Source organism: Marivibrio sp., assembly GCF_040218065.1.
Lineage (GTDB): Bacteria > Pseudomonadota > Alphaproteobacteria > UBA8366 > Aestuariispiraceae > Marivibrio.
This window is the reverse complement of the sequence record NZ_JAVJQE010000013.1, coordinates 126,405-147,433: the sequence shown is the minus strand read 5'-3', so window position 1 is coordinate 147,433 and position 21,029 is coordinate 126,405. Positions and strand designations below refer to the sequence as shown.

Here is a 21,029-nt window from a genome sequence, read left to right as displayed (position 1 = left end):
ATTCAGCCCTCCTCTTCGGCCGGGCGGCCGCGGCGCGTCGGGTCGACGTCCATCGGCGCATCGCTGACAGGCGCTTCGGTGGTCCGCGCAAGGCGTGAGAGATTGGCGAGCGCAACCATCACCGATCCCACCACCGTCAGGAAGACGCCGACGTCGAAGGCCAGCGCGGTCGCGATCTCGAACGTGCCGACGACCGGCAAGGTCACGTAGGTGAAGTCGCTGGTCAGGAACGGACGACCGGCGATCCAGGCTCCGACCCCGGTGAAGCCGGCGGCGAGCACGCCCCAGCCGATCATCAGGTGGTAATCGATCTTCACCCGACGTTCGGCCCAACCGTAGCCGGAAGCCATGTATTGCATCAGGAAGGCGATCGCCACCACCAGGCCGGCGATGAAGCCGCCGCCCGGGTCGTTATGGCCGCGCAGGAAGATGTAAACGCCGACCAGCAGCGACAGCGGCAGCATCACCCGCGTCGCCACGACCAGCATCATCGGATGGCGGTCGCGCGCGCGTTCCTGATCGGGCACCCAGCTTTGCAGGCGCTTGACGGCCGGGCCCTTAAGCGCGCCGTCCAGCAGCGCATAGATCGCCAACGCCGCGATGCCCAGCACAATGATCTCGCCGAAGGTGTCGAAGCCGCGGAAATCGACCAGAATGACGTTCACCACATTCGTGCCGCCCCCGCCGGGCTTCGAGTTCGCGAGGTGGAAGTCCGAGATCGTAGGGATCGCGAAGTCGCGGTTTAATATCGCGAAAATAAGGCCGCCCACTCCGAGTCCGGCCAGCGCGGCGATCGCCCCGTCCCGCGCGCGGCGCGGCGAGCTGCTTTCGCGCGGCGTCTCCTTCGGCAGGAAATTGAGTGCGAGCAGGAGGAGGATGACCGTCACCACTTCGACCGAAATCTGGGTCAGCGCGAGGTCCGGCGCCGACAGATAGACGAAGCCGAGCGAGACGATGACGCCCACCACGCCGACGATCACCAACGTCAACAACCGGTTGCGGTGGAAGGCGACCAGGGCGATGCAGGCGCCGATCAACACGGCCCAGGTGAGCACCGCGATCGGCGCCGCCGGCACGCCCTCGCGCGCGCCGGCCCCATGCTCGGCCCCCATGAAGGCGAGCGCGCCGCCGATCACCGCGGTCGACACGGTGACGGCCATGATCCGGCGCAGCGACCCGTCGTGCAGCGCGTCGGTCACGCGGTTGGCGAGCGTCGCGCAGCTCTCGACGACCGATTCAAAAATGCGTTTCGCTTCGGGGCGGGGAAATTTCTCGCGGAACGCCTTCGCCTGCGCATGGCGGTAGAGCAGGAAGGCGCCGCCCGCCAAGGCGACGAGGCTTGCGACCAGCGTCAGATTGAAGCCGTGCCAGATCGCCAGATAGTAGTCCGGCAGAGGCCCGCCCACCACCGCGCCGGAGGCGACGGCCACCATCGGGCCGGCGACTGCGGCGGGGAACAGGCCGATCAGCACGACCGGCACGATCAGCAGCGCCGGCGGCAGATACATGCCGGCGGGCGGGTCGTGCGGCGGATGGTCGAACTTCTCCGGGCGCTTGCCGAAGAAGACGTGGGCGATGTAGCGAAAACTGTAGCTGACCGAGAACAGCGCCCCGACCGCGGCCGCGAGCCCGACGACGCCGGGAATCCCCGCCCAATCGGTCGCCAGCGCCTCGTGCAGCATCATCTCCTTCGTCAGGAAGCCGTTAAGCAGCGGCACGCCGGCCATCGAGAGCGCGGCGAGACTGGCGATCGTCCCCGTGATCGGCATCAGCCCCATCAGTCCGCCCAACTTCTTGATGTCGCGGGTGCCGGTCTCGTGATCGACGATGCCGGCGGTCATGAAGAGCGCCGCCTTGAAACTGGCGTGGTTGATGATGTGAAAGATTCCGGCGATCGCGCCCATCGGCGTGCCGAGGCCGAAGAGGAACGTGACCAACGCCAGGTGGCTGACGGTCGAGAACGCCAGAAGCCCCTTCAGATCGTCCTTAAAAAGCGCGATCCACGCCGCCATGACCATGGTGAACAGGCCGGTCGTCGCCACCAGGTAGAACCAAAGGTCGGTCCCCGCCAGCGCCGGCCACAACCGCGCCAGGAGGAAGATGCCCGCCTTCACCATCGTCGCGGAGTGGAGATAGGCGCTGACCGGCGTCGGCGCGGCCATGGCGTGCGGCAGCCAGAAGTGGAACGGGAACTGCGCCGATTTGGTGAAGCAGCCCAGCAGGATCAGGATCAGGGCCGGGGCGTAGAGCGGCGAGTCCTGAATCTCCGGACCGTGCTTGATGATCTCGCTGATGTCGTAGGACCCGACGATCTGGCCCAAAAGCAGCATGCCCGCGATCATCGCAAGTCCGCCCAGGCCGGTGACCGCGAGCGCCATGCGCGCGCCCTGGCGCCCCTCCGGCAGATGCTTCCAATAGCCGATCAACAGGAAGGAGCTGAGGCTGGTCAGCTCCCAGAATATCAGCAGAAGCAGGACGTTGTCGGATAAGACCACGCCCACCATCGCTCCCTGGAAGAGCAATAGAAAGACGTAGAAACGCCCCATCGGATCCTTGCGCGACAGGTAGTAGCGCGCATAGCAGATGATCAGCAGTCCAATGCCCAGGATCAGCCCGGCGAACAGAAATCCCAGCCCGTCGAGGAAGAAAGTGACGTTGAGACCGAGCGCCGGCAGCCACTCCCACCGCGCCTGGATCACCTCTCCTGCGAAGACGGCCGGGGCGTGCGCCAACAGCAGGATCAGCGCCAGCAGCGTGACCGACCCGGTGGCGAGCGCGCACGCGTCCCGCCCGGCGCGGATCATAAGCCCCGGCAGCAAGGCGCCGAGGAAGGGCAACATCACGATCAGGGCGAGATCCATGCCCCACCTTTCTTTTTGACGCGCATCGGGCTAGGTGATTGGAGGCATCCAGAACGGGTATGTGGGTTGACCGTGAGCCTATTGACCTGCCCGTCAGGGTCAAGACAAACCGGCCCGGCTTCGGGCCCATATAGGGTGGTTGCGTGACCCGTTCCAGGCGAAATCGACCATGACCCCGCCGCTCGGCTCCGCCGGCGCGGCCGAGGAGGGCGCAGGCGCTGAAAATCGCCGCCGTCAGTGGCGCACCCTGCTGACGCTGTTGCCCTATCTGTGGCCGGCGGGGCGCGGCGACATCAAAACTCGGGTGGTGCTGGCGCTGATCGCGCTGGCGCTGGCCAAGGTCGCCACGGTCTACGTCCCGATTCTCTACAAGCAAGCGGTCGACGCGCTCGAGGTTTCGGGCGAGCAGGCGGCGCTCGCGGTCCCGATCGGGCTGATCGTGGCCTATGGCGCGGTGCGTCTAGGCTCCGTGCTGTTCCAGGAACTGCGCGAGGCGCTGTTCGCGAAGGTCGCCCAGAACGCGATCCGGAACGCGGCCCTCAACACCTTCCAGCATCTGCACACGCTCTCGCTGCGCTATCACCTGGAGCGCCAGACCGGCGGCCTCAGCCGGGTCATCGAGCGCGGGGTGAAGGGCATAGAGTTCCTGCTCGCCTTCACGCTTTTCAACATCCTGCCGACGCTGCTTGAGATCGCGATGGTCTGCGGCGTCTTGTGGGCGATGCTGGATTGGCGGTTCGCGGCCGCAACCTTCGTCACCATCGCCGGCTACATCGCCTACACGCTGGTCGTCACCGAATGGCGGCTCAAGTTCCGCCGAGCCATGAACACGAAGGACTCTGAGGCCAACACAAAGGCGATCGACAGCCTGCTCAATTACGAGACGGTGAAGTACTTCGGCGCCGAAGGACATGAGGCCCGTCGCTTCGACGTCTCAATGCGCGGCTATGAGGAGGCGGCCGTCCGCTCGATCACCAGCCTGGCCGTGGTCAATGTCGGGCAGGGGGGCATCATCGCTCTGGGCCTCGTGGTGATTATGCTGATGGCGGCGGACGGGGTCGTCAGCGGCGCCATGTCGATCGGCGATTTCGTGCTGGTGAACACCTATCTGATCCAGCTCTACCTGCCGCTTAATTTTCTCGGTTTCGTCTATCGGCAGATCCGCCAATCGCTCACGGATATGGAGGACATGTTCTCAATCCTCCGGATCGAGCGCGACGTCGAAGACAAGCCCGCCGCGCCGGCGTTGAAACTGAATGGCGCGTGCGTGCGCTTCGAGACCGTGCAGTTCGGCTACGATCCGCGGCGGCCGATCCTGAAGGGCGTTGATTTCGAGGCGCCTAGCGGGCGCACGCTGGCCATCGTGGGGCCGTCGGGCGCCGGCAAGTCGACGATCAGCCGGCTGCTGTTCCGGTTTTACGACGTGCAGGGCGGTCGGGTGACGATCGACGGTCAGGATCTGCGCGACGTGACCCAGGCCAGCCTGCGCGCCGCGATCGGGATCGTCCCGCAGGACACCGTGCTGTTCAACGACACGATCCGCTACAACATCGCCTACGGCCGTCCGGAGGCGACGCAGGCCGAGATCGAGGAGGCCGCCCGGCTGGCCCAGATCGAGCGCTTCATCGACGGTCTGCCGGACGGGTACGATACGATGGTCGGGGAGCGAGGCTTGAAGCTCTCGGGCGGCGAGAAACAGCGCGTCGCGATCGCCCGCACGATTTTGAAGAATCCGGCGGTTCTGCTGTTCGACGAGGCGACCTCGGCCCTCGATACGGCGACCGAACGCGAGATTCAGAAGAGCTTCCGGACGGTCAGCAAAGGCCGGACGACCTTGGTCATCGCGCATCGTCTGTCGACGGTCGTCGACGCCGACGAGATCATCGTGCTGGTCGACGGACAGGTGGTCGAGCGCGGCCGGCACGAGGCGCTGCTGGCGCGGGAGGGGGCCTACGCCCGGATGTGGCGCCGCCAGCAGGAGGGGGAGGGGGCGGACGGCGCGGCGCACGGCGCCGAGCGTCCCCAACGAGGGCCTGAGGGTCGAGACTGACCGCATCGATCGGTCGCGCGCCTTCGAAACAAATAGAATCCGAATGCATTGGGATGTGTTCGCGTCTAGGTAGCAAAACAACGAAAAGTAATGCTATCCAGACGATAGTCTGCTATCTATGCACGATACGGCAACTTAAGCGCGCCAAGCGCCCCAACGTATCGGAAAAATAGATGCAGCAGACACTTGCACTACCAGAGTACGAGCTGACCCTTTCGATCGTCGAGGATGCGTCCGTGCTTTTTCAGCAGCCGGACAGGCCGGCGACGTCGCTCGTTTTCGATCCCGCCCGCGGCGTGTTCGAAGACAGTTTCGCCGTTCTCGGCTACGACGCCGACGGGATTCTGATGCACACCCAGGCCGTCGGCTATTGCGACCCGAACACGTCGCTCAGGCGTTATCTGCGCGGGTCGTTTCTGGATTATCGGCCTGCCGATTATCCGCTGCACGCGCTGAATTGCGAAATGGCCCTGCCGGAAGCGTTCGCCTTTCTGCGCGGGCGGTTCGCCTATCAGGGCGAGTTGTGGATGCGCCCGGGACGCGGCGGTCGCCAAGGGCTGGGCCTTGCGAAGAAACTCACCAACTTCGCGATGATGCATGCGCTGAAGCGCTGGGACTACGACCTGATCTGGGCGGTCGTCTCGGAGAAGAAGATCCGCGCGCGCTTCCCGCAACGCTCCGGCTACCCGCATCACAACGGGCCGGCCTTCACATGGAAGGCTGGAGAACGCTCGCTCGAGGAGTTCGTCGTCTGGGCGTTGGCCGAGGAAGTGCCCGACTACTCGAACGATATCCGCTGCGAGGGCGTGGGGTCGGTGAATACCGCGAGCTTTCCAAGAGAGAGCAGCGGCACGGTGATGCGCTTGTAATGCAGCCATCGCCGTTCGCGCCCGCCGAGCCGGACCGGCGCGGTGACCAGATCGACGATCGGTTGATTGTACTCGATGGCGTCGCGGTAGGCCCGGGTGACCGCGTCGCCGAAGCCGTTGTCGGCGGGATCGATTAGATCGTCCTTGCCCACGGTCTCGCGCACTTCTTCGGGCGTGCAGACGTTTGCGAAAAGCGTGCGCCCGCCGATATGGGCGTAGCGCAACCGATTGGGTTCGACCACGTCGTAAAGGATGATGTCGTCGAGCACGTTGTCGCGCACGCGCATCTCGATCTCACGGGCTGTGCGCTCGACCTCCTCGGAGGGCTCCAACGGTCGGATGCGCGGCGTCATGTTCACCGGGCGCCGCGCGATCTCCTCAATGTAGTCGAGGCGCTCGAACAGTTCGGCCGTCTCAAGCGTCTCCTCGGCCCAGCCGGAAACGTAATAGCGAAGATGGACCCGTTGGCTCGCCAGCGCGCCGCGCACGGCGTTGGCGGCCGCGTTTAGCGCCGGCCAGGCCGTCGCGTCGGGGACCCATGTCATCAGCGGCGCGCGGTCCGACACCACGATGCACCCGCCCGCATAGCGCAGACAGGCCCCCAGCGCCGGATCCTCAATCAACCGGGGCGGCGGGCGCTCATGCGCGCGGCCCTCGTTGTCGTACCAGGCGCACCAGTCTCGCTCGGTCATCACCCCTCTCCTCGACGCCCAGCCGGTCTGAGGCTCCGCGCCGTGCGTCCTGGCCCGACGGCCGCAGGGCCGGTCGGGGCGCCCGTTATAGCGGCCGACGGAGGCGTCCCGCAGACCGTGCGCAGGCTCAAGCCTCCTTCCGGTTCCGACGCGCGTCGGCGTTGCGCGCCGCCGGGGCGGGGGCCGGCGTTCCAGCCCGCGGTTCAAGCGTCAGCCCGTCGAAGATCCGCTCAAGCGTAACATTCAACGCGTCCGCCAGCCGAAGTAAAGTGGTATGATCCGGCATCTGTTCGCCTTTTTCGATCGCTCTAAGCTTGTCTTCGCATCGGGTCGAGCGCGCCGCCACCTCGGCCAGTGAAAGCGCGCGCGTGCGGCGGAGGCGTGAAACGTTACGGCCGACGACGGCGACCACCTGCTTGTCGGGACGGGACATCTGCAAAGGTCCAGGCGGTTGATCATGCGCGCAATGAGTGTGACCACCCCCGCGCGAAAGCGCAAGAGGCGACGCCGCGGATTCGGATACCCTTATGGTTTAAGAGGGTTTAAACGCATACGGCCGCCGACCTTCGAGAGGGAGGTCGGCGGCCGTACGGTCGCGAGTGCGCCTATTTAAGCGCGCATCTTCAGGCGCTCGGATCCGGGACGTACCGCAGATAGGGCTTCTCCGCGCGCCAACCGTCCGGAAATTTGGCCTTGGCGTCTTCATCCTTCAGCGCCGGCACGATGATCACCTCGCCGCCGCGCGTCCAGTTGGCGGGAGTCGCGACCTGATGCCGGGCGGTCAGCTGCAAGCTGTCGACGACGCGCAGGATCTCGTCGAAATTTCGGCCGGTGCTCATCGGGTAGGTCAGGATCAGCTTGATCTTCTTGTCCGGCCCGATGACGAAGACGCTGCGCACCGTCATGTTGTCGGCGGCGGTGCGGCCTTCCGCGCTGTCGCCGGCAGCGGCCGGCAGCATATTGTACAGTTTGGAGACCGTCAGGTCCGTGTCGCCGATCATCGGATAGTTCGGCGCGACGCCTTGGGTCTCCTGAATGTCGTCGGACCAACTCTTATGATTTTCCACTGGGTCGACGCTGAGCCCGATGACCTTCACGTCGCGCTTGTCGAATTCCGGCTTCAGCTTCGCCATCGTCCCCAATTCGGTGGTGCAGACCGGCGTGAAGTCTTTCGGGTGCGAGAACAAGATGGCCCAGCTGTCGCCGATCCAGTCGTGAAAATCGATCGTTCCCTCTGTCGTCTCGGCGGTGAAGTTCGGGGCGTCCGATCCGATTTGCAGGCTCATGAGGTCGTCCTTTCGGTTGGAACTCGGTCTTGGCGGCGGGGTCTTGGATGCCGTCTTTGATCTAAGGGGCTGCGTGAATTTTACAATGCGAAAGTGGGTAAAACAATAAAAACATATAAGCAGTGTTAATTGTCGCGCGAAAGGACGCCAGACGCGGCTTGGCGGCTCGGGCGGACCGCGCTACCTCATCCGACATGCAGACCCTCGCCGCAGCGTCCAGGCCGCAGCTGATCGGCTCGGAGATCTATCGCAAGTCGCGCTACGGCGCGAAGCACCCGCTCTCAATTCCGCGGGTGTCGCTGGCGCTCGACATCATCCGGGCGCTCGGCTGGCTGGACGAGGCGGACTACCGCGACGGCCCCGTCGCGGCCCCCGACCAGCTTTACCGGTTCCATCTGCCGGCCTATGTCGACGCGCTGCAACGCGCCGAGCGCGACCAGGATCTAAGCGAGGCGGAGCGGCGGCGATGGAACATCGGGGCGGGCGGCAATCCGATCTACGCGGAAGTTTTTCGCCGCCCGGCGACGGCCGCCGGCTCGTCGCTGCTGGCGGCGGAGCTGTTGGCGGGCGGGGCGAATGTGGTGCATCACCCGGCTGGCGGCACCCACCATGGCCGGCCGGATCGGGCGAGCGGCTTCTGCTATCTGAACGATCCCGTGCTGGCGATCCTGCGGCTTTTGGAGCTTGGCGTGACGCCGATCGCCTATGTCGATCTCGACGCCCATCACGGCGACGGGGTGGAGGACGCCTTCGCCGACGACCCAAGGGTGCTGACCATCTCGGTGCATGAGGAAGGGCGGTGGCCGCGCACCGGCACGATCGAGCGGGCGGCGCGCCTCAGCGCCGCCGTGAATTTGCCCGTGCCCAAAGGCTTTCACGACGACGAATTCGCCTATGTGATGGAGACCGCGGTGCTGCCCCTCGTCGTCGATCATGCGCCGTCGGCGGTCGTCATGCAGTGCGGCGTCGACGGGCTGGCCGAAGACCCGATGAGCGGTCTCGCCCTGTCCAATGGGGCCTACTGGCGAGCGGCGGACTCGCTGCGCGCGCTGGCGCCGCGGCTGCTCGCGCTCGGCGGCGGGGGCTACAATCCTTACGCGGTGGCGCGCGCCTGGGCCGGGATCTGGGGCCGGCTTAACGAGCGCGCGCCGCCCGAGCGCCTCCCGCCCGAGGGGGAAGCGGTGCTGCGCGCGATCGACTGGCGCCACAGTCTCGGCCGCAACCCGCCCGAGGCTTGGATGACCACTCTGGCCGACCCGCCGCGCGGCGGTGCGATCCGCGAAGAAGTCCGCGAGACGGTGCGCCGCGCGCTCGCCGCGCGCTCCGCCGCCGGGTGAGCCCTCAGACCGTCGGCTGCAGCATTGACAGGCCGCCCGGCGCGGCCAAGGCTGCTGTGATGACGTCGATCTTCCGCCGCCTGCCGCTCATCGCCGCCGCCGCCGCGCTGGCGTTCGCCTCCGTCGCCTCCGTCCGGGCGCAGGACCCCGACGCGCGGCCCGATTTCGGGGTAAGCCCGCTGTCGATCGAGACGCAGGACGGACGGAGTCACGATTTCACGGTCGAAATCGCCGACGACGCGTCGAAGCGCGCCTACGGCTTGATGTTCGTCCGCGAACTGGCGGACGACCGCGGCATGCTGTTCGATTACGGACGCGAGCAACGCGTCTCGATGTGGATGAAGAACACGTACATACCCCTCGACATGCTATTCATCGAGGCGAACGGCGAGATCGAATCGATCATCGAACGCGCGACGCCCCACAGCCTGCAGCCGCGCGCCTCAAAGGGCCGCGTGCGCGGCGTGCTCGAGCTCAAGGGCGGCGCCGCGGCGCGGCTGGGAATTGAACCGGGCGATCGGGTGCGCCACCCGAGGTTCCAGTAAGGCGCGTTGCGGCGTCAACGCTTTCGACAGAGTGTCAGACCGTCCGCGATCGGAACGAGGGAAAGAGTGATTCGCGCGTCCGCGCGCAACTTCTCGTTCAGGGCGCGAATCGCCTCCGTCTCGGAATCGTCGACGGCCGGGTCCGCGACCTTGCCGTCCCACAGCACGTTGTCGATCAGGATCAGCCCGCCCGGGCGCATCAGTTGCAGGCAGGCCTCATAATAGTCCTCGTACCGCTCCTTGTCGGCGTCGATGAAGGCCAGGTCGAAGCGATCCGCCTCGCCGTCGGCCAGCAGGGCCTGGAGGGTCTGCAGCGCCGGCGCGAGACGCAGGTCGATCTTGTCGGCGACGCCGGCCTCGGCCCAGTAGGGTTTGCCGATCGCCGTCCACTGCTCGCTGACGTCGCAGGCGATCAGGCGGCCGGTCGCCGGCATCGCCTGGGCGACGGCGAGCGCGCTGTAGCCGGTGAAGACGCCGATCTCGATCGCGCGCTGGGCGCCGATCAGTTCCGTGAGCAGCGCCATGAATTGGCCCTGCTCGGGCGCGATCTGCATGTTGCGTTCGGCGAGGCGCCCGGTCTCCTCGCGCAGCCTGCGCTGCACGTCGTTTTCGCGCAGGCTGACCGAGAGCAGATAGTCATGCAGCGCCGGCGGCAAGCCTAGGCTGGTGGTCGACATCGGTGCGGGCCTCCAGGATCGATGAAGCGGACCCGGCAGAGTAGGGGGTGCGGGACGGACCCGAAAAGGCCCCATATCTGGCGCTCTCTTATGGCGGTCGCCCGCCATATGTGGTAATTCCTGCGCTGCTCCGGGGCGATCGCCCGGATCGGCGCGAAAGGGAGGATCATGCGCAGGCGGGGTGAAGCGAAGAGCGCGGCGCGACGGCTGGCTGCGGCGGCGGCGGGGGCCGCGATCGGTGCGGTTGCGCTTACGGGCTGCGTGCGCACCACCTTCGAGGACACGCTCGCGGTGCGCGAGACGCCGATGATCGCCGGCAACACCTACGATCGCCAGAACGCGTTGGCGATCATCTATCCCGCGGCCGAGCGCATCAACATCTCCTATGAGTTCTCGTTCGACCGTCAGACGCAGATCGATGCGGGCGGCCTTTATGAAGGACCCGCCTGGATTTTCGCGGAACGCCAGCCGGCGGCGCCGGAACGCTTTGTGGTGCTGCATCTGCGCCGCGCCGTGGGCGACTACGCGCCGCCGCCGGGCGAGACCCTTCGGCTTGGACAGCGGCGCTTCACCACGTTGGACTATTGCCTGACCGATTGGCGCGCCGGCGCCGATCCCGCGCTGCCCGACGCGGCCGAGCGCGACGCGCTCGCCGCCTATCTCGAGGCGCTGGCGCGCCGCGGCTACGCGCTGTCGCGCGACGTCTACGTACGCCGCTACGTGCCCCGCGATGCGGACAGCAGCGGGCGGCGCACCGATATCGTCACGATCCGCGACGTCATGCGCGCTGGCTACGACTGCGAGCGGTTGGGCGATCTCCGAAACCCCGGCACGGATTCGCAGGCCGAGACGATCGACAATCTGAAGTCGGACTCCTCGGGCAGCTTCGAGGTTATGGGCTGACCGCCGTGCGAAGAGCGCGGTCGTCCCGCAGGCGCGGCGGCGGGTGATTGTTTCATCTGAAATGATCTTGTGGTAGGCTCTCCCCCATGATGCGGAGAGGCTTTTCCCGACCTCACAAGGCTGAGCGCGCGCGTTCGCTCGCGGTCGGCGCCGGCGCGAGCGCGGCGGCGATCGGCTCGCCGTCGGTCCTGTTGACCGTAGGCCGCTGTCTTGCGAAGAGCGGGCGCGGGCGCTCCCGCGGGTCCCCGGTCGGTCCCGCGTAAGGCTTTGCGCCGCGCGATCGCGGCCCCCACATCCTTCTCACATAGCTTTAGCGGAAACCGCAATCCGACCGCGCGACGGCGCGCGGCGGACGGCGATCCGACGCTCGTCCAAGGAGGCGCCTATCATGAGTGCGACCGAAACCGACTTTTCCGCCGGCTTTCAGCCCGGCGTCATCTCTGACGCCAACCCCATGGGAACCGAGGGCTTCGAGTTCGTGGAGTACACGGCCCGCGACACCGAAGCGCTCGCCGGGCTGTTCGAGACCATGGGCTTCAAGAAGGTGGCGCAGCATCGCTCGAAGAACGCGGCGCTCTACCGTCAGGGCGGGATCAATTTCATCCTGAATGCGGACGAGAAGAGCTTCGCCCAGTCCTTCGCCAACGTGCACGGCCCCAGCGCCTGCGCAATCGCCTTTCGGGTGACGGACGCGAAGGCGGCCTACGAGCGCGCGCTGCAGCTGGGCGCCAAGCCGTTTCACGGTCAGGTCGGCCCGATGGAGCTCAACATCCCGGCCATCCACGGCATCGGCGACAGCCTGATCTATCTGGTCGACCGCTACGAGACGCCGACGATTTACGACATCGACTTCCAGTGGCTGGACGACGCCCCCAGCTTCCCGCAAGGGGCGGGCCTCACCTATATCGACCACTTGACGCACAACGTCTTCCGCGGCCGCATGGACGTGTGGGCGCACTTTTACGAGAAGCTCTTCAACTTCAAAGAGATTCGCTATTTCGACATCGAGGGCAAGCTGACCGGGCTGCACTCGAAGGCGATGACGAGTCCGTGCGGCAAGATTCGCATCCCGATTAACGAATCCGCCGACGACAAATCGCAGATCGAAGAGTATCTCCAGGCCTATAACGGCGAAGGCATTCAGCACATCGCGTTGGGAACGGACGACATCTACAAGACGGTCGATCGCCTGCGCGAGGCCGGCGTCAGCTTCATGACCCCGCCGCCGGAGACCTATTACGAAATGCTCGACGAGCGCGTGCCGAACCACGGCGAGCCGATCGAGGCTCTGAAGGCGCGCGGCCTGCTGCTGGACGGGGCGCCGACGGAAGACGGCGGCATCCTGTTGCAGATCTTCACCGAAACCGTGATCGGCCCGATCTTCTTCGAGATCATCCAGCGCAAGGGTGACGAGGGCTTCGGCGAGGGCAACTTCAAGGCGCTGTTCGAGAGCATGGAGCGCGATCAGGTGCGCCGCGGCGTGCTGCAGGACGCGGACGGCGAATGACCGGGGCTCGGGGGCGGCGCGAGGCTCGACCGCCCCCAAGACCTCGGTCACGCAGGTTTTCGGCGCCCGCCGCGAATCTCCAGCAGAGCCGCGCCTAAGACCAGCACGCCGCCGCCCCATTCCAGCGCGCTGAGCGCCTCGCCGGCGATGAACGCGCCGGACAGCGCCCCGACCACCACTTCGGACATTAGCAGGATCCCGACCTTCGCCGGCTCGAGCCGTGCGGTCGCCCAAAGCAGCATCGCCGTGTTCGCCCCCCACCAGCCCAAGCCGGCGACAAGGCTCCACGCGATCGCGGGCAGGGGCGCGAGGGCCGGCGCCGCCGTCGCCGCGTGCGTGGCGAGCGACGGCGCGGCGAGCGACGCCAGGCCTATCGCCACGATCAGCGCGCCTGCGCAACCGCCGAGCGCGAAGACGAAACTGGTGACGACGACGTCGAGATCGGATTTGAGCCGGATGCCGGTGGAGGCGATCGACCAGAGCAGGCCCGCCGCCAGCGCCAGCCATTCCCCGACGTTCCTCGGCAGAGGGGTCTGTCCGTCCGCCCCCAGCATGACGACGAGCCCGACCAGGCCTAGGCCGATCGCCGCCGTGCGCGCCGCCGTACTGCGCCAGCCCAGGACATAGCGGCCGATCAGCACGCTCCATACCGGCGTCAGATAGAACAGAAGGATGATGATCGCGACCCGTCCATAGATGAACCCGACGGAATAGAGCACGAAGGACGCCCCGCCTAGCGCGACGTAGAAAAGCCCCCATCGGTTCGTGCGCGCCAGCGCCCGCCGCCGCAGGATCGCGAAGGGGGCGAGCGCCGCCGCAGCAGCCGCCACGGCGGCGAGCGTCCCCCAGGCGCCAGGGAGCCCCGCCGCTTCGATCTCGCGGATCGGCAGCCAGTAGATCCCCCAAAGCACGCCGCTCGCGACCACGATCGCGCTGGCGATCGCCGTTGTCCGGTCTTCATCCTGCATGGATAGGGTCGTACGGCCTCCCGGCCCCCGCCGCAATTCGGATTCTCAGCGGCCGCCCCCGGCTGGGCGCCTTGCACCAAGGCGGCCAGGAAAAAAGGCGCGGGCGCGAGCGGTTTACGCGGCCTTCGGCTTGAGGCCGGCGAACAGGCGCCGACGGGTGCTGTCGGCGGCCTTGGGGCCGGAGATCATTTCCACGATGCGGCAGAAATAGAGCACGTATTCGCGCTTCCGCCCGTCGGGATCCTCGCCGGGATTCTGATCGAGCCAGCGTTTCAGCACGTCCTCGGCCGTCCGCATGGAGGTTTCGATGGCGGCGCGTTCGCGTTCATAGGCGGAACGCGCGCCGATCCGATCCACCACGCCGCGCGCGCGCCGGAAGGCGGCGGCGATATACTCCGCCTTCTTGATGGCGTGTTCGATCTCGGCGGTGGTTTCCTGGCCGGTCTTCACGACGCTGACGATGTCGCTCAGCGCCGCGTTGAGATTGCGGTCGGCGTTGGTGACGACGGAGCGTTCGACCACCTTGGAGAGCGCCCGGATGTGGCCGGTCGTCTTTTCCTTCGCGATCTGCTTGTTCTCCTTGGTGCAGGCGTCCTGCACGGCGTCGGCTTCGCCCAGAAACCGCTCCAACTCGTCGAACAGCGTGTCGGCGGACAGACGACCGCGCTTGATGGCGCTCACCAGTTCGCTTGCGGCGGCGTCGTTCTCGGCCAACAGCGTCGCCTCGATCTCGGAGCGCGCAGTCGCGAGGCATGTCGCCCAGATGGTTCGCTGCACGTCCATGGCGGCGAAAAGAACGGTGATCTCTCCCGGCGTGCGCAGGCGGCGGAACAACGTCCACAGCACCATATCGGCTGCTTGCGGCGTTTCGTTGCTCGCCCGGATCAGAACGTCGACCGCCTGATCGGCCAACGGTTTCTTGAACTTGCCGATCGGCTTGGTCGGATGCAGGGCGCGCACCGCGAGGACTCCGTCGGCGGCCGCTATGGCGCGGACCGCTTCGCGCACCTCCTCCAGCCGATCGGCGCCGCCGAGCGCCGTGCGTAGGGCGACCGCCTTCTTGTCGTTACGTTCCGCCTCCTCCAGCGCAGGGCGCCATAGCGCGCCGGCCTTAGCCCAGGTTTCCCGCTTCATGGCCTCGAGGGCCGCCCAGTCCGCGTCCTTGAAGGCGGTCAGCATCTCCGCCTCCAATCGGTCGAGCGCGCCGTCGGCAAGCGCGCGGCTGTGCGCCACGAAGGGTTGGATGAAGCTGCGATGGATCACGGCGGGGCGCTTCACGTCGGGTTTCGCGTTGACGAAGAAGTCTTCCGACGGCTCGCAAAGGGTGCGCGCAAGAGTGGGGATGTGGATGGGACGGAGCTCCTGCAGCGCAGGCCGGATCATCTCCATGATCTCGTCCAGCGGCAGGCCGTCCATATCCATCGTGCGGCCGAACTCCAGCGCGCGCGTCAGACTTTTCAGTTCGCTGTCGCCGAGCGCGATCAGGAACTTCTGAAGCTTTTTCTGCTGCGATTGTGTGAGCGCCATGGCGGGATCGCCGTCATTCCTCGATCGTCTTGAAGGATTGCAGCCGGCCGACCATCTCCTCGTCCAGCTCCTCGGTGCGCCAGTCGGTATTGGCCTTGACCCAACCCTTTTGCTGCTCGCGGATCACGCTCGCTTTCTCCAGCTGATTGCGTTGCAGAATGCTCTTCGGGAGCACCGGCAGGTTCTCGTAGATCATCTCGAGCACCTTTCGGCGCTGACTGCGGAAAGCTTCGGCCGAGTCGTCCCAGGCGTCCATCATCCGGCGCCATCCGTCCAGCACCCATGAGATCGTCTCGATCCGCTTGCGCAGATCGGCCATGGCGGGGCCTGCGTTTTCCAAGGTCTTTGCGATCGAGGCTTCGTAGGCCCAACAGGCCTCCACTTCTTCGTCCACGATCTCGGAGGCGAGGTCGGCCGCCTCGACGATCCCGCGCCCCATGGCTTGCGCCTCAGGCGGCTCTTTCGCGATGTAGGCGCGCAGATCGTCGGTCATCTCCTTAAGGCGTATCTGATCGCGGCGCAAATAGCCGACATGTTCGGCTTGGCGAACGCCGACGGTGCCGATCAGGCGCGCCCACTGCTCCAGCTTCCGCATGATTTCGTCCGAGCTGGTGCCGGCGTGTTGGGCGTAGCCGCGAAAATGCTCCTTCGCGAGCCTCTGGCCCTCCGGCGTGATCAAGACCTTCAAGTCCATGTCCAGCGAATCGTCGGCCAGCAGCTTCAGCGCGCGCACGATCAGCAGACATTGATTGAATATCGCGACCGTGTCCGCATAAGCGAGTTCCTGTTTGGCCGCCTTGGTGCGGTCGACGCCGCCGTAGCCCTGGGCGTCGACCTGGAGAACGATTTCGCGCATATCCATCGGGGCCAGTTCGTCGTCCTCCGCCTCGACGGCGTCGAACAGAGCGCGGTCGTAGAGCGTGAGCTCGACCAGCTCGGGCAGCGCCTTGAAGGGGACGACATAGGTGCCCTCGCCGCCGCTCAACCCGGGCAGCAAGGCTTCGCGACGCTTGGCGCTCTCGCCGCGCAGTCGCGCGTTTCGAACCGCGTCGGTCTCGAACGGGACGGCGACGCCGCGCTCCTGGAAACTGTTCGGCAAATGCGCGGCCATGGCCCCTCTCTCCTGTCTATCCGGTGCAGTGAATTGATACCGCGCTTGATCCTAGACGCAACTTCTTACCGGACGGTTAGTGACCGCCCGCGGCTTAGCGGACCAGGCGAACGCCTCGGGCATATTCCCCTGGCATTTTAATAAAATAGCTCCATAGTCTCGCTTCATGGCGACTCACGCGGAAGAGGACGGCGAACCAGCAGGGGTGCTGGCGTTGTTGGGCGAAGCGCCGGAAGGCCTGCGCCCTCCGGCGGGATGGCGGTTGATCGACAACCCGTCGGCGGATGCGCCTGCGCTGCGCTCGACGTCCGCCGGGCGGCGGGCGCTGCTGCTGGCGCCCGGGGCCTCGGCCGATGCGGCGGCGGCGCTGCTGGACGGACCGATCGGCTACGCCGCGCCGATGCTGGGCTCGCACGAGACGCTGCGCGCGCGTCTCGACGCCGAACTTGAAGCGCTGACCAGCGAAGCGCTGGCCGACGGCCTCGCCGAGGTCGCGCCGATTCTGCGCGCTCTTGCGCAATGGCCCGATGCGCGCGATTCGCTTGAGCCCCAGGCGATGGGCGCGCTGGCCTATGCGCAAGCGCGGGATCGCCGGATCGAACCGCATTGGGCGCCGGAGCGCCGCCAGGCCATGCGCTATCCCGGATTGTTCGGCGTCCCCAGCGCGCGGCGGCTGCTGGACGCGCTCGCCGCGGACGGATTGCTCGAGCGCGCCCATGCGCACCGCCTGCATCGCTGCAGTCAGTGCGGCGGCAGTCGATTGAATGCGGCCGAGCACTGCCCGCACTGTCACGCCGCCTACCTGCAGGACGAGCGGCTGATCCATCACTACGCCTGCGGGATGCAGGGGCCGCAAAGCGATTTTGGAGAGCGCGGCGCGATGCGCTGTCCGAAGTGCGGCAAGCGCCCCCGCCATTTCGGCGTCGATTACGATTCGCCGGGCGTCATTCCGGTTTGCGGCGTGTGCGGCGAACAGGCGGATCCGCCGAACGTCGTCTTCACCTGCATGGATTGCGCGCGCGAGACGCCGGGCGACGGCGCCCAGACGGTCGACTGGTTCGCCTATGCAGTGACCGAGGAGGGGCTGGCCGCCCTGCGCGCCGGCCGGCGCCCGCGTCTTAAGGTCGAGGACGCCTTCGAACCGATCGCCCAAAGCCGCAGCTTTAAGGAGTTCGGCCAGTTGCTCCTGCACGACCTGGACGTCGCGGGGCGGTACGACCGGCCGATCGCGATCGTGCGCGGCAAGTTGGACAGCGCCGACGCGCTGATCCGCGAGCACGGCCGCGAGCAGGTGGCGGAGGCGTTTCGGCTGTTGGCGGAACTGACCGGCGAGGCTTTGCGCGAAAGCGACCTCTTGGCGGTCAGCGAGGACGCCGTGCTGATCGCCATGCCGGAGACGACGTCGGAGAACGCCAGGCGCGTCCTCGATCGTTTGAACGATCAGGTGCTGGACAAGATCGCCATCGACCTCAGCTTCAGCACCACCGTGATGGACCGCGAGGGCGCGGAGGCGTTTCTCGCCGAGCGCGGGCTTCGCCCTGCACGCCACGCCGCGACGGGTCCCGACGTCGAGTCGGCGGGAGGCGACGGATGATCGCCGAGCCGCTCGACTTCCTGTTGGCCCTCGATCGCGCGGGCTTTCTGGCGATGTTCTGGCATGCGCTGTTCATCGAGATCCCGCGCTTTTTGCTGCCGGGTGTGCTGATCGCGTTGGCGACCCTGATCCGGCCCGCGGAGGCGACCGCATCCCCTGCCGCGGTGCAGGGCGTGACGGTGCTGTTGCCCGGTCACAACGAGGCCGATCGGCTGGAGGTCGCCGTCCGCTCGATGCGGCTTCAGTCGCGCCCGCCGGACCAGATCATCGTCGTCGACGACGGCTCCAGCGACGGAATGGGCGCGTTGGCGCGCCGTCTCAAGAAGGAAGGTCTAATCGATCTCGCGCTGTCGACCCGTCTGCGCGCGGGCAAGAGCGCCGCGGCCAATCTGGGCCTGCGTTACGCGACGGGCGAAGTCGTGGTGATCGCGGACGTGGACACCACCTATGACGACGACGCCTTCGCCCGGCTGTTGGAGCCCTTCGGCGATCCGCGCTGCGGGGCCGTCGCCGGCAATCTGGGCGTCCGCAATTGGGACGCGAGCATGATGACCCGGTGGCAGACGGTGCAATATCTGGAGAGCATTTCGCTCGGACGCCGCGTCACCGACATGCTGGGCGTCCTCTACATCGTCTCCGGCGCTTTCGGGGCCTTTCGACGCGCCGCGCTGACCCGGGTCGGCGGCTGGGACGTAGGCCCGGGCGAGGATGCGGACATCACGGTCAAGGTGCGCCAGGCCGGCTGGCGCGTGCGCTTCGCGCCGGAAGCTTGGGCGCTGACCGACGTTCCGGAAAGCTTGCCGGCGCTGGTGCGCCAGCGCCTGCGCTGGAATCGCAGCCTGGTGCGCATCCGGCTGCGGAAGTTCGGTCGGCTGCTCAATCCGGCGCGCGAGTCCTTCACGCTGCGCAACGCGCTGGGGGTCATCGACGTGCTGTTCTTTCAGCTGGTTCTGGCGGTCTCCTTCACCGTCTATCTGATCTGGCTGTTCCTGACCTACGGGTCGTTCGGCTGGGCGATCGTGGGCGCGGTGACGATCTTCTACATGGCGATGGGGCTGGTCAGCTATATCGCGGCCTGCGCGGTCTCCGGCGAATACGGCCGGCTTCGCCTCTGGCCGGAGGCGATCTGCTACGGCCTCTTCAACAGCTATTTTCTGCGCTTCGTGCGGCTGTATGCGGCGGTCGACGAGCTGATTTTCCGCACCTCTTACCGCGACGATTACGTGCCGCCCAAGGTGCGCGAGACGACGGAGGTGTTCTGAGATGCGCAGCCTGAAGCGCAGACCCTCCTCCGACGCGCTCAGAAGCCAGGTGCGCGGGCGCAGCGGCCGTCTCGGCCGCGTGCTCTATCTGAGCGCGCTGTTCGGGCTGATGCTGTGGTTGGCGGACGCCTTCGCCGGACACTTGGTGTATTTGCGCGCCCAGGGGCTGGTGGTCTCCGACGCCGCCGAACTGGCCTCGGAATACACCGCCACCGTGTCGGAGGTCGCGGTCGAGCGCGGCGATCGGGTCGAGCAGGGGGACCTGCTCGCGCGGCTGCGAAGCCAGGACGTCTCAGAGCGCATCGCGCGCATCGCCGCCGACGTGGCCGAGACGCAAGGGCGGCTGACCGAAGGCGTCGCCGATCTGGCCGCGCGTCGGCGTCTGCTGGGCGAAGCGGAACGGCGGTTGGAAAGCGCCCGGCAGGTGCGCGCGCAATTCGATCAGGCGCAGGCCCAAGGGCTCGTCAGCAAACGCGAGCAGCTGTCGGTCGCGAACGACTATTATCAGGCGCTCTCGGAGGTGGAGAGCCTGAAAAGCGCGATCGAGGGTCTGAGTGCGGAGAACGACGCGCTGCGCACCCGCGTCGCCCGGGCCGAGAACGCGCTGGCGGCGCTGCGCGAGCAGTTCGACGACGGGGCGCTTCGGGCGCCGTTCTCGGGGCTTGTCACCGACGTCATGGTGCTGAGCGGCGCCGTGGTCACGGCCGGCGAGCCGGTCGCGCGCATCGCTGATAAGGGGCGCTACGTGCTGGCCTATCGCGCGACGGGGACGCTCTACGACGTCGCCGTGGGCGAAACGGTGGAGGTCACGGACGGCGTCGCGCGCTACCCGGCGACGGTCAGCGCGGTCCTGCCGTTGACCGCGCAGTTGCCTGAAGAGTTCCGTCAGACCTTTCGTCCGGCCGAGCGCGAACAGGTTCTCCGCGTGGACTTCACAGGCGATCCCGACCGACGGCCGCCGCTGTTCGCCACGGTGGAGGTGCATCGGCCCGGATGGTGGATCGAGCATCGCCTCGACGACCTGCGCCGCACCGTCGAACAACGCTTCGGATGGCGGCAGGAGGCGGGGGGCTGAGCGGCGGGCGATTCTACGGGGGTTGCAGGCCCGAAAGTCGGCCCCACCTGCCAATCTGTCAGCCGCCCCAACGTCTCAAACCGACGGAGCTGTCTCGCATGCGCTCGAGCGTCCGCGCCGCCCTGTGCCTGATTCTAGCCCTCACGACCGCCGCCTGCACCGAGGTCCGCCGCACCGCCCCGGAGCGGGCCGCGACGGAGCAGTTGCTGATCTCGACCGCCGCCGACCAGGCGGTCGAGAAGCTTGAGATCGACGCGCCCGACGGCGCCTCCGTCTTCCTCGACGCCCAGTATCATGAGAGCTACGACGCGGCCTACGTGTTGGGCGCCGTGCGTGAACGGATCGCGCGGCAGGGCTTTCGGCTGCGCCCGACGCGCGCGGCGGCGGACTATGTGGTCGAGCTGCGCTCCGGCGCGTTGTCGGTGAACCGCCGTCGGGATTTCGTCGGTGTGGGCGGCTTCGAAGCCCCGGTTCCCTTGTCGGAAGCGGTTGAGATACCGGAGCTTGCGCTCTTCGAGTCGCTCGACCGCACGGGCGTGGCGAAATTGGCGGTCGCGGTCTATCGACGGGCCGACGGGGCCTTGGTTTCGCAGACCGGGCCGGTCTACGGACTGAGCTGGCTTGAGAAGAACCAATTGTTCGGCGTCGGGTGGCGCGACGAGAATCTGCTGCCGGAGCGGGTGGAGAAGCGTCGCCGCAAGGTGCTCGAAGGCTCGACGATCGAGCCCGATCGCTCGCTCTGGCGATCGCGACGTCCGAAGTGAC

The 21,029-nt window shown here is 66.8% G+C and carries 18 protein-coding genes; 10 read left to right on the top strand and 8 right to left on the bottom strand.

Translation table 11 applies throughout. From position 1 onward, the window contains the following. Nucleotides 1-2: 2 nt before the first annotated feature. Nucleotides 3-2,861: a monovalent cation/H+ antiporter subunit A gene (locus RIB45_RS12680; RefSeq protein WP_350050680.1), complete on the bottom strand. Its 2,859-nt coding sequence runs from the start codon at nucleotides 2,859-2,861 to the stop codon at nucleotides 3-5. Between the two features lie 169 nt (nucleotides 2,862-3,030). Here RIB45_RS12680 and RIB45_RS12675 point away from each other — a divergent pair, with 169 nt between their 5' ends. Both RIB45_RS12675 and RIB45_RS12670 read left to right on the top strand, forming a co-directional pair. Continuing rightward, on the top strand, nucleotides 3,031-4,911 hold the full coding sequence (locus tag RIB45_RS12675; RefSeq protein WP_350050679.1) for an ABCB family ABC transporter ATP-binding protein/permease: 1,881 nt from the start codon (nucleotides 3,031-3,033) through the stop codon (nucleotides 4,909-4,911). Between the two features lie 173 nt (nucleotides 4,912-5,084). Then, on the top strand, nucleotides 5,085-5,780 hold the full coding sequence (locus RIB45_RS12670; protein WP_350050678.1) for a hypothetical protein: 696 nt from the start codon (nucleotides 5,085-5,087) through the stop codon (nucleotides 5,778-5,780). On the opposite strand, the gene RIB45_RS12665 is transcribed toward RIB45_RS12670, so the two are convergent. From RIB45_RS12665 to RIB45_RS12655, 3 genes are all read right to left on the bottom strand, one after another. Next, on the bottom strand, nucleotides 5,690-6,472 hold the full coding sequence (locus RIB45_RS12665) for a hypothetical protein (protein ID WP_350050677.1): 783 nt from the start codon (nucleotides 6,470-6,472) through the stop codon (nucleotides 5,690-5,692). The two genes, RIB45_RS12670 and RIB45_RS12665, sit on opposite strands and share 91 nt — an antisense overlap. A gap of 127 nt (nucleotides 6,473-6,599) precedes the next feature. After that, the gene (locus tag RIB45_RS12660) at nucleotides 6,600-6,905 is read right to left on the bottom strand and encodes a helix-turn-helix domain-containing protein (protein WP_350050676.1); all 306 of its coding nucleotides are present in this window, start codon (nucleotides 6,903-6,905) and stop codon (nucleotides 6,600-6,602) included. A gap of 190 nt (nucleotides 6,906-7,095) precedes the next feature. Beyond that, the gene (locus RIB45_RS12655) at nucleotides 7,096-7,758 is read right to left on the bottom strand and encodes a peroxiredoxin (RefSeq protein WP_350050674.1); all 663 of its coding nucleotides are present in this window, start codon (nucleotides 7,756-7,758) and stop codon (nucleotides 7,096-7,098) included. A 194-nt stretch (nucleotides 7,759-7,952) separates the two neighbouring features. Between RIB45_RS12655 and RIB45_RS12650 the strand changes: the two genes are divergently transcribed. Together RIB45_RS12650 and RIB45_RS12645 are read left to right on the top strand one after the other, a co-directional pair. Continuing rightward, on the top strand, nucleotides 7,953-9,095 hold the full coding sequence (locus RIB45_RS12650) for an acetoin utilization protein AcuC (protein WP_350050673.1): 1,143 nt from the start codon (nucleotides 7,953-7,955) through the stop codon (nucleotides 9,093-9,095). Between the two features lie 59 nt (nucleotides 9,096-9,154). Continuing rightward, nucleotides 9,155-9,640 carry a DUF192 domain-containing protein gene (locus RIB45_RS12645; RefSeq protein ID WP_350050672.1) on the top strand — a complete coding sequence of 162 codons (486 nt, stop codon included), beginning with the start codon at nucleotides 9,155-9,157 and terminating at the stop codon, nucleotides 9,638-9,640. Between the two features lie 14 nt (nucleotides 9,641-9,654). Here RIB45_RS12645 and RIB45_RS12640 read toward each other — a convergent pair whose 3' ends face one another. Then, on the bottom strand, nucleotides 9,655-10,317 hold the full coding sequence (locus tag RIB45_RS12640) for a class I SAM-dependent methyltransferase (RefSeq protein ID WP_350050671.1): 663 nt from the start codon (nucleotides 10,315-10,317) through the stop codon (nucleotides 9,655-9,657). A gap of 168 nt (nucleotides 10,318-10,485) precedes the next feature. Between RIB45_RS12640 and RIB45_RS12635 the strand changes: the two genes are divergently transcribed. Beyond that, on the top strand, nucleotides 10,486-11,220 hold the full coding sequence (locus RIB45_RS12635; protein ID WP_350050670.1) for a hypothetical protein: 735 nt from the start codon (nucleotides 10,486-10,488) through the stop codon (nucleotides 11,218-11,220). 388 nt (nucleotides 11,221-11,608) lie between these two features. After that, complete coding sequence (gene hppD / locus RIB45_RS12630; protein ID WP_350050669.1) at nucleotides 11,609-12,727, top strand: 4-hydroxyphenylpyruvate dioxygenase; 1,119 nt, start codon at nucleotides 11,609-11,611, stop codon at nucleotides 12,725-12,727. A gap of 47 nt (nucleotides 12,728-12,774) precedes the next feature. On the opposite strand, the gene RIB45_RS12625 is transcribed toward hppD, so the two are convergent. The 3 genes from RIB45_RS12625 to RIB45_RS12615 form a co-directional block, all read right to left on the bottom strand. Further along, nucleotides 12,775-13,695, bottom strand: coding sequence for a DMT family transporter (locus tag RIB45_RS12625; protein WP_350050668.1), 921 nt, complete (start codon nucleotides 13,693-13,695; stop codon nucleotides 12,775-12,777). Nucleotides 13,696-13,809: 114 nt separating this feature from the next. Beyond that, complete coding sequence (locus RIB45_RS12620; RefSeq protein WP_350050667.1) at nucleotides 13,810-15,222, bottom strand: hypothetical protein; 1,413 nt, start codon at nucleotides 15,220-15,222, stop codon at nucleotides 13,810-13,812. A 13-nt stretch (nucleotides 15,223-15,235) separates the two neighbouring features. After that, complete coding sequence (locus RIB45_RS12615) at nucleotides 15,236-16,333, bottom strand: hypothetical protein (RefSeq protein WP_350050666.1); 1,098 nt, start codon at nucleotides 16,331-16,333, stop codon at nucleotides 15,236-15,238. Between the two features lie 166 nt (nucleotides 16,334-16,499). Here RIB45_RS12615 and RIB45_RS12610 point away from each other — a divergent pair, with 166 nt between their 5' ends. From RIB45_RS12610 to RIB45_RS12595, 4 genes are all read left to right on the top strand, one after another. Next, a complete protein-coding gene (locus RIB45_RS12610) occupies nucleotides 16,500-17,927 on the top strand; it encodes a TackOD1 domain-containing metal-binding protein (protein ID WP_350050664.1) in 1,428 nt (475 codons plus the stop codon). Next, nucleotides 17,924-19,189: a glycosyltransferase family 2 protein gene (locus RIB45_RS12605; protein ID WP_350050663.1), complete on the top strand. Its 1,266-nt coding sequence runs from the start codon at nucleotides 17,924-17,926 to the stop codon at nucleotides 19,187-19,189. Before RIB45_RS12610 ends, RIB45_RS12605 begins: the two co-directional genes overlap by 4 nt. 1 nt (nucleotide 19,190) lies before the next feature. Beyond that, nucleotides 19,191-20,264 (top strand): HlyD family secretion protein, encoded by a 1,074-nt coding sequence (locus tag RIB45_RS12600; protein ID WP_350050661.1) that lies wholly within the window; start codon nucleotides 19,191-19,193, stop codon nucleotides 20,262-20,264. A 98-nt stretch (nucleotides 20,265-20,362) separates the two neighbouring features. Further along, entirely contained in the window at nucleotides 20,363-21,028 is a 666-nt protein-coding gene (locus tag RIB45_RS12595) for a DUF6655 family protein (RefSeq protein WP_350050660.1), read from the top strand. The last annotated feature ends 1 nt before the right edge of the window (nucleotide 21,029 follow it).